This window comes from Neptunomonas sp., from assembly GCF_041601355.1.
Taxonomy (GTDB): domain Bacteria; phylum Pseudomonadota; class Gammaproteobacteria; order Pseudomonadales; family Balneatricaceae; genus Neptunomonas.
In genome coordinates this window covers 24,567-35,970 of sequence record NZ_JBFIIH010000029.1, presented here as the reverse complement: position 1 = coordinate 35,970, position 11,404 = coordinate 24,567, and the positions used below count along the sequence as shown (strand labels likewise).

Genomic DNA, 11,404 nt, shown 5'->3' with positions numbered 1-11,404 from the left:
TGTATGAAAGTGGAACGATAGGCTGAAACAATAATTTAAAGTTTTGATTCTGCACCGCTGCTTTTAGCGCCTTAACAGCGTCAGGGTTATCCAGTTCGGCGGGCGAATGATCAGGGATGTAAAACTTAACGTTATTGGTGCCTGTTGTGATGCTTTCGGCGGCCTTCCTGGCGCGCTCAATCAGTTCGGCTGTACCCGGGGATGTATCGGTAATGGTCACAATGCCGATGGAGCAGGTGAGTGGCAGCTGAATATTGCTGATAGTGGAGGTATGTTGGGTAATGATGGCGCTCAGCTCCTCAGCGACCGACATGGCTTTGTCCTGACTGGGATCCTGGAAAATAATACTAAAGGTGTCTTCTGAGAGTCGGGCCTTAATGTGTACCGGGTTGATGTTCTTTTTTAGTATGTCGGCCAGGTCGCGGGCAATATGGTCGCAGCTGTCGCTGCCATACTCGGCACGAATGTGGGTGTGATTATTTAAGCAAATATAAAACAGGTGGCAATCACGTCCGCCGGGCAGTGCAGCCTGGATGGTTTCGTCCAGACGTCGCTGGAAAAAATCAGAGTTATAAAGTCCGGTAATAGGGTCGTGCTCGCTAAAAGACTGTTTACTCTGGTGGAGGCTTTCGGCGCGCACGATAACCTGCACGCAAGGTTTGTTGTTGATGCGTGTCTCTTGTAGTTCTAAATGCGCTTTAAAGTTAGAGTCGTCTGCCCGGCGGCCGGTAAGCTGGAAGATAAGCTCTTTTAAATTCTCTTCAGCAAAATAGCGAACCTGTTCATACAGTTCATTACTATCTTGTGGAACGACAAACTGATCAATCAGTTTGCCCTGAAGTTTTTCCGGGTTGTCATAGCCAAAGAGTAACGCAAATGCGTTGTTAGCGAGTAATAAGCGTTCTGCATCAAAATAAGCAATCGCCAGCGTAGAGCGCTCCATTAATAAACGTACGCGCTTCTCTGCTTCGGTCAGTTGGGACTCTACCAGACGCATGCGTCGGCGGTTTTCCAGGTGCTCCAGTTCTCTGCGAATAGTAATGAGTAGTAGTTCTTTCTCATCCAGTGGTACAACTGCCTGCATATTGGCTTTTAATCCCTGTAGCAGAAGCTGGCTATCGGGATGGGGGACTAATTGAATGACAGGGATGTCTTTATCAAAGCGTTTGAGGTGTTGCATGGCTTGCTTGATGGCAAAGTCTTCACGCTCAGAGGTGCATATAATCAGATCCCAGGAGCGTTCACTGAGTGCTTCAATGAATTCGCTTTCAGTATTTAACTGTCGGCCACGAGGGGCAAGGCGTGCGCCACGTAGCAGTGAAATAATGGGGTTGGTTTCTTCCGATCTGAGGCCTAGAAAAAGAATCTGGACGTTTTTACGTAGTCGCTGTCTGCGCTGATCAGATAACCGCTGTATCAGAGCGTCAGATGTGGTGACCGCCTCTTTCATCCAAAATTCCCTTAAATCGATAGCTGAGTACTGTATAAAAACGTACGCTAAAGTTTAGCTTGTTTGCTAAGATCTGTCAGGAAAATATAGAAGGAAGAAATGGCAGGGGTAGAAGGATTTGAACCTACGCATGCTGGAATCAGAATCCAGTGCCTTACCGCTTGGCGATACCCCTGTAACAAAGGATATGAATCTAACGATCCATCAGAGAATGGTAGGGGTAGCAGGATTTGAACCTGCGCATGACGGGATCAAAACCCGTTGCCTTACCGCTTGGCTATACCCCTATATCTCTACGAATGGTGGCGATGGCGGGATTTGAACCTGCGACCCACGCATTATGAATGCGTTGCTCTAACCAACTGAGCTACATCGCCGTAGTCATTCGAGGCGCGCATTATTCTATTTTTTCTAAATTGTGTCAACACGTAAAATGTAAAAAATTAAAATAGCGTTGATTTATATGAAAAAGCCGACAGAAAAGTCGGCTTTTGGCTGTGCGTGTGGCTGTTAGCTAACCCGCAGAAGGGGGTATATTTAAACGTTGAAGCGGAAGTGGACTACGTCACCATCTTTTAATAAGTAGTCTTTTCCTTCCAGGCGCCATTTTCCTGCATCTTTCGCGCCTTGCTCACCTTTAAATTCGATGAAGTGCTCATAGCCAATCACTTCTGCGCGAATAAAACCTTTTTCAAAGTCAGTATGGATGACGCCGGCACCTTGTGGAGCCGTAGCGCCGATAGAGACGGTCCAGGCACGGACTTCTTTAACACCTGCAGTAAAGTAGGTTTGCAGGCCTAAGAGCTCGTATCCTGCGCGAATGAGGCGATCCAGTCCGGCTTCTTCCATTCCCAGGTCCTGGAGGAATTCGTTTTTCTCATCGTCATCAAGTTCGGCGATTTCAGCTTCAAGTTTATTACAGATAGCAACAACCTGAGCGCCTTCTGCCTTAGCAAATTCGTTGACCTGATCCAGATAAGGATTGTCTTCAAAACCATCTTCATCGACGTTGGCGATATACATCATCGGTTTGATGCTGATCAGGTGGAAACTTTTGATGATTTTCAGGTCTTCAGGGCTAAAGGTTAATGCGCGAGCTGAAAGTCCCTCTTCCAGATGAGGCTTAAGGCGTTCGAGTAGCGCTTTGGCTTTAATGGCGTCTTTGTCGCCGCCTTTGGCTTGTTTCTGGACTTTAAACAGCTGTTTCTCAACAGAGTCCAGATCCGCTAATGCCAGTTCCATATTGATGATTTCAATATCAGCAATAGGATCTATTTTGTTGGCAACATGAATAACGTTGTCATTATCAAAACAACGAACAACATGTGCGATAGCGTCTGTTTCGCGGATGTTGGCAAGAAACTTATTGCCTAACCCCTCACCCTTGGAGGCGCCTGCTACCAAGCCTGCAATGTCCACAAATTCCATGGTGGTTGGCAGTACGCGCTCTGGTTTAACAATCTCTGCAAGGAGGTCCAGGCGGGCGTCAGGCATAGGGACAACGCCTGAGTTGGGTTCGATCGTGCAGAATGGGAAGTTTTCTGCATCAATGCCTGCTTTGGTGAGCGCATTAAAAAGTGTTGATTTGCCTACGTTAGGCAGGCCAACGATTCCGCATTTAAAACCCATAGTGTATTACCTTTCGTTAGCCTTTAAAGCTGTGGAGTTTATTCATGGCTTTTGCCCAATCGCCGCTCACTGCTTCAGGAAGATAGCGGATCGATTCTTCAATCGCTGCCTGAGTGTTATTGCGTTCGCTGATAGGCCCTTTACTGAGTACAAAATCTGCCACTGCGCTGGCGTGACCGGGGTGACCGATACCAAGTCGCAGTCGATAGAAATTCTTGTTATTTCCCAGCTTGCTGATGATATCTCTGAGTCCGTTATGCCCGCCATGTCCACCGCCTTTTTTAAAGCGCGCAGTGCCGGGTGGCAGGTCTAGCTCGTCGTGAGCAACAAGGATGTTTTCAGGAGGGATTTTATAAAAATTAGCAAGTGCTGAGACTGACTGCCCACTGAGGTTCATAAAAGTCATGGGTATCAGCAGGTGTACTGTCTGATTGTTCAGAAGAATCTTCCCGTACAAGCCGAAAAACTTTTTATCGGCTTGCAGGGAAGTGAGTTGTTGGGCAGCAAGCTGCTCGACAAACTCTGCTCCGGCATTGTGACGGGTTTTAGCGTATTGAGCACCCGGATTACCGAGGCCTACAATGAGCTGTATTTTGTCTTTCATGCCAGAGTTGACGTCCTAGAGCGTTTTAGTCTGCTTTAACACCGCGTGGAGAGTAAACATAACCGATACCCTGGTTATGGTCTTCACCACGACGTAAAGCAGCAATTTCAATGCCTTTTGGCAGAGAAATGTCAGAGAAGTGAAGCGTCTGTGCGATTTCAATACCTGAAAGATCTACTTCCAGTGCTTCTGGAAGATCTGCTGGCAAGCAAAGAATTTCAACAACGTTGCTCTCAACTGCAAATTTTGCAGCAGCTTTAGAGGCTGCAGATTGTGCAAAGTTTACGAAATTAAGAGGCACTGTGATTTTGATTTTGCTGTCTTTATCAATGCGCTGAAAATCAGCATGCATGACGACTGACTTGGCAGGGTGACGCTGCAGGTCTTTGATAATTACTTTTTCTTCTTTTCCGTCGATTTTTAGTGTCAGGATTGAAGAGAAGAAAGACTCATCAGTGATTAGCTTGGTTAAATCTTTGTTGATCATGGAGATAGAAACAGGTGTTTCACCGCCATATACAACGCCTGGTACCAGGCCTTCGTGACGCAGGCGGCGGCTCGCACCTTTCCCCTGATCTACACGAGTTACAGCTTCAACTACAAAATTAGACATTTTTTTACCTATTAGTAAACTACCTTCAGAACCTCGCGACCAGGGCCCTGAAGTGATTTTTAATAGCCCTTTTCAGGACTTCGTATACCCGGTAGCGGGCTTCTTTTCAGGCTATGTTTGTTAAAAACTGACTCGTTATTAACGGTCTTTTTTTAACGGAACATGGCGCTGATAGATTCTTCGTTGCAAACACGTCGAACGGCTTCTGCCAATAATGGTGCTAATGTCAATTGACGGATTTTGCTGCATTGCTGCGCATCTTTTGACAAAGGAATGGTGTCAGTGACAACCAGTTCATCCAGCATCGAGTTTGTAATGTTGTTAATAGCAGGGCCGGACAATACGGCATGTGTCGCATAAGCGATGACGCGTGCCGCGCCGTTCTCTTTCAAGGCCTGCGCTGCTTTGCAGAGTGTGCCGGCTGTATCGCACATGTCATCGACCAGAATGCAGGTACGGTCTTCGACATCACCGATGATGTTCATTACCTGAGATTCATTGGCACGCTCGCGACGTTTATCAATGATGGCCAGGTCGCAATCCAGTTGCTTAGCAACAGCGCGCGCCCGAACTACACCACCCACATCAGGAGAAACAACCATCGGGTTTTCGTACTGTTGATCAACGATATCATCCAGTAATACTGGCGAACCATAGACGTTATCTACAGGGACTGAGAAGAACCCCTGAATCTGATCAGCATGCAGGTCAACGGTCAATACACGATCCACGCCGATAGTTGTCATCATGTCGGCGACAACTTTGGCGGTAATGGCAACACGAGCTGAACGCGGACGACGATCCTGTCGGGCGTAACCAAAATAAGGTACAACAGCGGTGATGCGGGCAGCAGATGCGCGACGTAAAGCATCTGCCAAGACAATCAATTCCATGAGGTTGTCGTTGGTCGGTGCGCAGGTGGATTGAATAATAAAAACATCTCTGCCGCGGACGTTTTCCTGGATTTCGACACTGACTTCACCGTCGCTAAAACGCGCAACGTGTGCTTTTCCCATCGGTATGTCGAGTCTCTCGACAACTTTGAGCGCAAGCTCTGGGTTAGCATTGCCAGTGAAAACCATCATTTCAGACATGGAGTGCACCTTTTCGGACTTGTCATCATTGGAAGTCATGTTGAGTGGGAACTCATCATTGATTACTGGCTGGGGTAGCAGGATTCGAACCTGCGGATGCTGGAATCAGAATCCAGTGCCTTACCACTTGGCGATACCCCAGTAAATTCTCTGGAGGTTATTCCCCTCAAAAAGAGGGCGCTATTCTCTTAAAAACAGCTTAAATAATCAAGTAAAAATGAAAATTGTGCTCTTATTAATCAATTCTTCGCCAGTTACCGATGATAAGGGTGAGTTTTAGCGATTCTCTGCTCAGAGTCAGTTTGCCTGGCAAGCTTGTTGTATCCGCTTCCAGATAATTCTGATATTCAATTTCCCATCCTTGCTGAGAAAGTCTGGCTAAACGGTTTTCATACAGAACGGTGTCATAATCGCTGCCTGGTGCAGGGATGCCTTTGATCCAGTATTGAGCATCTTTTACCGGAATTTCCCAGCCAAGACGAAGGCTGAGTAGTTCTTCTGGAGAGCCCGCGGCGATTGGCTGTTCTCCGGGTATTTCCAGGGTGGCGGAATGTTCATCACCGCTTATGGTGGCGCCACCCTGACCCAGAGGGCCTTTCAGGCTGATTTCATACACCTGCTGATCTTGTTGCCAGGATAAAGAGGCGGATTGAGAGTCATCCGGAGTGCGAATGCCAATTTTCCCGGTCGCGATCCAGCGAGTCATTTGGCTGACGTTTGATTGATGCTCTTCCCAGCTATAGGTGGCCGTTGGTGCGGGTGTTTCTTCGCGGGGGATCATGCTACAGGCTGACATAAAAAAAGGGACAATAAAAAGTAGAATTATTTTTTTCATAAAGGCGCGTTCAATGCTCTCTCGGCATCCGGTAGATGTGGACTATCCGGAAATTTTTTGGATAGCTCGGTGAAAATCTGTTGTGCTTTGGGGCGCTTATTCAATGCGACCAAAACAGCGATAAGATGACCTCCTACTTCCGCATCAGGGTATATCTTATAGGCTTTAATTAAATAATTGAGTGCCTCTTCATGGCGTTGCAGTTTGAATAACACCCAGCCGATCGAGTCCATAATAGCAGGGTCGTCGGGCTTGATTTGAATCGCTCTGTTGAGCAGTTCGTATGCCTCATTATAGCGTTCGGTATAAAGTGACAGCGTGTAGCCCAATGCATTCAGGGCCATGGCGTTGTCAGGCTCTTTCTCTAAAATAAAACGAAAGTCGACTTCAGATTGCGGAAACTCTTCGGGTGGGCGCATCATCGCCCGGGAGTAGCGTAAATTTATATGTTCTGGGTATGCACTGACGCCTTCACTCAAACGGCTAATGGCCTTGTCGTTAAAGCCAAAGCTTCTGAGCCAGTCTGCGTGCAGGTTGATTAAGTCCGGCGCGAGATCGGCGTGTTTATTGATCGCATTTTCCATAATAGTGTTGACGCGAGTCTCGTCCTGGGCGTCGCCCAGTAGTGCCAGGCTGCGATTGTACGACGGTAAAATGTTGTTACCGCGATCGACTTGCAGATAATGTTGGATAGCCAGTTCAGGGTTGTTTTGTTGCTCTTCTATCAGGCCCAGATAAAAATGCAGCGTGTTATCCCGGGTTCGTGCAAAAATAGTCTTCAGCATGTTTTTGCTGTCATCCAGGCGATTGAAATCCAGGGCGAGCAAGGCCAGATAGAGATGCAGTTGGTTATCGGTGCTGTAGTCTGAGATAAGCTGCTGGCTGTGTTTGACGGCCGCATCAGGAGAGTCGGCTTTATAAAGCGTCTGCACTTTGAGAATGATTAATTGCTTATTTTCGGGGTCTTTGTCCAACCATTGAGATATGACCGCTAGCGCCTCTTTATATCGTCCTGCGTCTTTTAGTAAATCTGCTTTTTGTACAAAAGCAGTCTCAGCCTCAGGGTTGTACCGAATGGCCTTATCAAAACTTATTAATGCCGCTTCTGTTGCATTCAGGTGGCGTTCAAAGACTCCCCTGGTTAACCATAAATCAGAATTCTTTGGCGTGATTTTGCTTTGCCTGATGATCACGTCCAGGTATGCCTGCGCATCGGCGGCTGTCATTTTTGAAGCACGGCTATTGAGCAAAGCTAAGATCGGGTGGCTATCGGTGGCGAGTGCCTTATCAATAAAGGGGAGTGCCTTTGAAAATTTACCCTGCTGAATCAGCATGCCAACCAGTAATGTTTGCGGTTCATTGCTTTCGGGTTCGAACTTAACCCAGATTCTGGCGGCTTTTTCGAGTGCAACCGAGTTCTTTGTAAACTGTGCGATACGTGCAGCACGTCGGATAACACCCGGATCGCCGGTGAGTTCGGCTTGTTTCAGGTATTTTTCAAGCGATATGTCATATTGCTGTTGATGGCCAGCCAGCTCGGCAATAAGCAGATCATACAGCGACTCGCCATTAAGCTCGCCTTGTTGATAAGTACTTTCCCATAGTGGGCTTGGCGTGACGGTTTCTTTTACGGTCTGCGTTGAGCTGCAACCGGTCAGTATCGCTGTACTGAAAACAATCAAGCAGAATATTTTTTTTAGCACAATATATGATCGATCCAAGGTTGATGTACTACGGACTACCGTCACTATAGTAGAGATTGATAGGCCTTGTCATCGGCAAAGCATACCCAGATTAGTGTAATACAGCTTTAATAGGTTCCATTTAATGTATTTTCAATCCTTGGTTAATTTATGTTTTAGGCTAAACAGGTGTATCATTGCGCGCTTATTGATTGTCTGGTGTAGTTAATCGATCCATGTCTCTTCTTGCTTTAGGCATAAATCATAAAACGGCATCTGTCTCCGTTCGCGAACGGGTGGCATTTAGTCCGGATAAGCTGGCGGATGCCCTGCGGCAGGCGCATGGATTTGCACAGCTAAAAGAAATTGCCATCTTGTCTACCTGTAATCGAACAGAGCTTTATTGTTCGACAGAGTTGCCGGGTACCCGTGCTGTGCTGGAATGGCTGGGTCAGTATCATGGTCTTGAGCTGAGCGAGCTTGAAGCATGTGCATATACTCATTGGGATGAGTCTGCAGCAAAACATATGATGCGGGTTGCCAGTGGCCTTGATTCGTTAGTGTTGGGTGAGCCGCAAATTTTAGGTCAGCTGAAATCTGCTTACTCAGTCTCTCAGGAGCAGGGTTTTGTCGGCGCTGAGCTCGGCCGTTTATTTCAACAAACATTTTCGGTGGCCAAAAAAGTTCGCACCGATACCGCTATTGGTGAGAACCCTGTGTCTGTTGCGTATGCTGCGGTTAATCTGGCTCAGCATATTTTCTCTGATCTGAAAGACAGTCGGGCGCTGCTGATTGGCGCAGGGGAAACGATTGAACTGGTCGCTCAGCATTTAGTCAATGCAGGGGTCAGCCAGATTACGGTCGCTAACCGCACCATCAGTCGGGCATTAAACGTTGCGCAAGCCTTTAATGGTAAGGCCATCATGCTGGGAGATATCCCCGATGCATTAGCCAACGCTGATATTATCATCTCCTCTACTGCCAGTCAGTTACCGATTTTAGGCAAAGGGGCTGTTGAGAAGGCGTTGAAAAAACGTAAACATCGTCCTATTTTTATGGTCGATATTGCCGTGCCGCGCGATATTGAATCGCAGGTTGCAGAGTTGGATGATGTTTATCTGTATACCGTGGATGATTTGCGTGAAGTAATTGAAGAAAATCAGCGTAGTCGAGAAAGCGCAGCTAAAGAGGCTGAAGCGATCATCGATGTCGGTGCGCATGAGTTTATGCGCCAGTTACGCTCATTAGATGCCGTAGATACAGTGACCCGGTTACGAGGCAGTTATGAGTCTTTGCGGGATCAAGAAGTAGAAGTGGCCTTGAAACAATTGAAAAAAGGCACAGACCCTGAAGAAGTGCTAACTCAGATGGCGCGACGTTTAACCAATAAAGTACTTCACCACCCAACAATTCAACTTAGAAAAGCAAGCGCCGAAGGGCAGTCTGACATTGTCAATGCTGCGCAAACGCTTTTCCAATTGTCTGATTCGGACGAAAACTGATACATGAAAGAGTCTATACAAACCAAGCTGGAAAAGCTGGCCGATCGCTTTGAAGAGCTATCCGCGTTATTAAGTGATGCGGGTGTTATCTCAGACCAGAATAAATTCCGTGATTACTCTAAAGAGTATGCTGAACTTGAGCCTGTGGTGCAGTCGTATGCTGCTTACCAGCAGGCGAAAGATGATGTTGAAGAAGCGCAGCTGATGATGGAAGACAGTGATCCGGATATGCGCGAGATGGCAAAAGATGAGTGGTCGGACGCTCAGGCGCGTATCGCTAAGCTCGAAGAAGAGCTGCAGGTGCATCTTCTACCGAAAGACCCTAATGACGGCAGTAACGTTTTTCTTGAAATTCGTGCCGGTACCGGTGGTGATGAGGCGGCTATCTTCTCAGGTAACCTTTTCCGTATGTACTCAAAGTTTGCGGAAGCACAGGGTTGGCGTATAGAAATTGTCAGTTGCAGTGATGGCGAACATGGCGGCTATAAAGAGCTGATCGCACGAATTGTTGGTCAGGATGTCTATTCGCGGATGAAGTTCGAATCCGGTGCGCATCGTGTACAGCGTGTTCCTGAAACCGAGTCACAAGGGCGTATTCACACATCTGCCTGCACCGTGGCGGTGATGCCTGAGCTGGATGATGTTGAAAAAATCCAGATTAATAAATCCGATCTGCGTGTAGATACCTACCGCGCGTCAGGTGCCGGTGGTCAGCATATTAACAAAACAGACTCAGCGATCCGGCTGACCCATATTCCGACAGGTGTTGTTGTGGAGTGTCAGGAAGAAAGGTCACAGCATAAAAACCGTGCCAAGGCGATGGCGCTGTTGGCATCGCGCTTACAAGCAGCTGAGATGGAAAAACATGCTGCAGAGCAGGCGACTACACGTAAAAGTCTGGTCGGTAGCGGTGATAGATCAGAGCGTATCCGTACCTATAATTATCCACAGGGGCGAGTCACTGATCACCGTATCAATCTCACCCTCTATAAGCTGGATGAGATTATGGAAGGTAAGCTGGAAGAGGTGATTAACCCGCTGATGCACGAATATCAGGCAGAACTGCTGGGTGCCCTCTCTGAATAGAAGGGGCTGAATACGCGGATCTGAATGCCCGGATTAGATTCAATAGGTCCGAATAAACGGAGGAGTCATGTGATGCGAATTGCTGAAGCGTTAGCGTTTTCGAAAAGACTTGAAGACATCAGTGATTCGCCACGCCTGGATACTGAAATTTTTCTCTGTCATGCATTAGAAAAAACCTCCAGCTACGTGATGACCTGGCCGGAAAAAGAGCTCACGCCTGCTCAGGTTGAGCGCTTCACTGCCTGTCTGGAGCGACGTCAAAAGGGAGAGCCTGTTGCCTATATACTCGGCACACAGGCTTTTTGGACGTTAGATCTTGAAGTGACTAGCGATACCCTGATCCCCCGGGCTGACACCGAAGTACTGGTTGAGGTCGCGCTGAATCTTTTCCCTGAAAACACCCCCTTACGTATAGCTGACTTAGGAACCGGAACCGGAGCCATCGCATTAGCACTGGCGAGTGAGCGGCCTGCCTGGGAGGTCTGGGGTTGTGATCGTATTGATGCAGCAGTTGATCTGGCAAAGCGTAATCAGGCAAGGCTGGGTTTACCTGATGTGAATTTTGTTCAGGGAAGCTGGCTGGCACCGCTTGGCGGGCGCTTTGATATGATTGTCAGTAATCCCCCTTATATAGATCAGAACGATGAGCATTTACAGCAAGGCGATGTTCGATTTGAACCGTTGAGCGCGTTAGTCGCGTCGGAAGAAGGGCTGTCTGATATTATGCATATTATCAGTACCGCACCTGACTATTTGCTCAAGGGTGGCTGGTTGTTGTTTGAGCATGGTTATCAACAGGCCGCCGCTGTCAGAAAACTGTTTTGCGATAGTGGCTATGAGCAGGTGAATACCTATCAGGATTACGCCGGCAATGATCGTGTGAGCCTGGGTCGTTGGAAGCGGTTGTAG

The 11,404-nt window shown here is 47.6% G+C and carries 10 protein-coding genes and 4 tRNA genes; 3 read left to right on the top strand and 11 right to left on the bottom strand.

Annotation, left to right across the window (positions count from 1 at the left end; genetic code table 11):
• From ABY436_RS06895 to ABY436_RS06845, 11 genes are all read right to left on the bottom strand, one after another.
• Nucleotides 1-1,450: GGDEF domain-containing protein (locus ABY436_RS06895; RefSeq protein ID WP_372738262.1), on the bottom strand; the 1,450-nt coding region annotated here is incomplete at its 3' end.
• Between the two features lie 100 nt (nt 1,451-1,550).
• Nucleotides 1,551-1,625: transfer RNA gene (locus ABY436_RS06890), tRNA-Gln, on the bottom strand.
• 37 nt (nt 1,626-1,662) lie between these two features.
• Nucleotides 1,663-1,737 (bottom strand) — tRNA-Gln (locus ABY436_RS06885).
• A 13-nt stretch (nt 1,738-1,750) separates the two neighbouring features.
• Nucleotides 1,751-1,827: transfer RNA gene (locus ABY436_RS06880), tRNA-Met, on the bottom strand.
• A 160-nt stretch (nt 1,828-1,987) separates the two neighbouring features.
• On the bottom strand, nt 1,988-3,079 hold the full coding sequence (ychF, locus tag ABY436_RS06875; protein ID WP_372738261.1) for a redox-regulated ATPase YchF: 1,092 nt from the start codon (nt 3,077-3,079) through the stop codon (nt 1,988-1,990).
• Nucleotides 3,080-3,095: 16 nt separating this feature from the next.
• Nucleotides 3,096-3,683 carry an aminoacyl-tRNA hydrolase gene (pth, locus tag ABY436_RS06870; protein ID WP_372738260.1) on the bottom strand — a complete coding sequence of 196 codons (588 nt, stop codon included), beginning with the start codon at nt 3,681-3,683 and terminating at the stop codon, nt 3,096-3,098.
• A 25-nt stretch (nt 3,684-3,708) separates the two neighbouring features.
• Nucleotides 3,709-4,296, bottom strand: coding sequence for a 50S ribosomal protein L25/general stress protein Ctc (locus tag ABY436_RS06865; protein WP_372738259.1), 588 nt, complete (start codon nt 4,294-4,296; stop codon nt 3,709-3,711).
• A gap of 152 nt (nt 4,297-4,448) precedes the next feature.
• Nucleotides 4,449-5,390 carry a ribose-phosphate pyrophosphokinase gene (locus ABY436_RS06860; protein WP_372738258.1) on the bottom strand — a complete coding sequence of 314 codons (942 nt, stop codon included), beginning with the start codon at nt 5,388-5,390 and terminating at the stop codon, nt 4,449-4,451.
• Between the two features lie 66 nt (nt 5,391-5,456).
• Nucleotides 5,457-5,531 (bottom strand) — tRNA-Gln (locus ABY436_RS06855).
• Nucleotides 5,532-5,625: 94 nt separating this feature from the next.
• The gene (gene lolB, locus ABY436_RS06850) at nt 5,626-6,225 is read right to left on the bottom strand and encodes a lipoprotein insertase outer membrane protein LolB (RefSeq protein ID WP_372738257.1); all 600 of its coding nucleotides are present in this window, start codon (nt 6,223-6,225) and stop codon (nt 5,626-5,628) included.
• Complete coding sequence (locus tag ABY436_RS06845) at nt 6,222-7,928, bottom strand: tetratricopeptide repeat protein (protein WP_372738256.1); 1,707 nt, start codon at nt 7,926-7,928, stop codon at nt 6,222-6,224. The genes lolB and ABY436_RS06845 overlap by 4 nt, the downstream gene beginning before the upstream one ends.
• A gap of 215 nt (nt 7,929-8,143) precedes the next feature.
• Between ABY436_RS06845 and hemA the strand changes: the two genes are divergently transcribed.
• The 3 genes from hemA to prmC all read left to right on the top strand — a co-directional run bounded on the left by hemA (nt 8,144) and on the right by prmC (nt 11,404).
• On the top strand, nt 8,144-9,409 hold the full coding sequence (hemA, locus tag ABY436_RS06840) for a glutamyl-tRNA reductase (RefSeq protein ID WP_372738255.1): 1,266 nt from the start codon (nt 8,144-8,146) through the stop codon (nt 9,407-9,409).
• Nucleotides 9,410-9,412: 3 nt separating this feature from the next.
• Nucleotides 9,413-10,495 (top strand): peptide chain release factor 1, encoded by a 1,083-nt coding sequence (prfA, locus tag ABY436_RS06835; protein WP_372738254.1) that lies wholly within the window; start codon nt 9,413-9,415, stop codon nt 10,493-10,495.
• 72 nt (nt 10,496-10,567) lie between these two features.
• Nucleotides 10,568-11,404 (top strand): peptide chain release factor N(5)-glutamine methyltransferase, encoded by an 837-nt coding sequence (prmC, locus tag ABY436_RS06830; protein WP_372738253.1) that lies wholly within the window; start codon nt 10,568-10,570, stop codon nt 11,402-11,404.

What these genes read in the sequence shown, in the direction of transcription:
- prmC (WP_372738253.1), top strand. Translation starts at nt 10,568, where the DNA reads ATGCGAATTGCTGAAGCGTTAGCGTTTTCGAAAAGACTTGAAGACATC.
- pth (WP_372738260.1), bottom strand. Translation starts at nt 3,683, where the DNA reads ATGAAAGACAAAATACAGCTCATTGTAGGCCTCGGTAATCCGGGTGCT.
- hemA (WP_372738255.1), top strand. Translation starts at nt 8,144, where the DNA reads ATGTCTCTTCTTGCTTTAGGCATAAATCATAAAACGGCATCTGTCTCC.
- ychF (WP_372738261.1), bottom strand. Translation starts at nt 3,079, where the DNA reads ATGGGTTTTAAATGCGGAATCGTTGGCCTGCCTAACGTAGGCAAATCA.
- ABY436_RS06865 (WP_372738259.1), bottom strand. Translation starts at nt 4,296, where the DNA reads ATGTCTAATTTTGTAGTTGAAGCTGTAACTCGTGTAGATCAGGGGAAA.
- lolB (WP_372738257.1), bottom strand. Translation starts at nt 6,225, where the DNA reads ATGAAAAAAATAATTCTACTTTTTATTGTCCCTTTTTTTATGTCAGCC.
- prfA (WP_372738254.1), top strand. Translation starts at nt 9,413, where the DNA reads ATGAAAGAGTCTATACAAACCAAGCTGGAAAAGCTGGCCGATCGCTTT.
- ABY436_RS06860 (WP_372738258.1), bottom strand. Translation starts at nt 5,390, where the DNA reads ATGTCTGAAATGATGGTTTTCACTGGCAATGCTAACCCAGAGCTTGCG.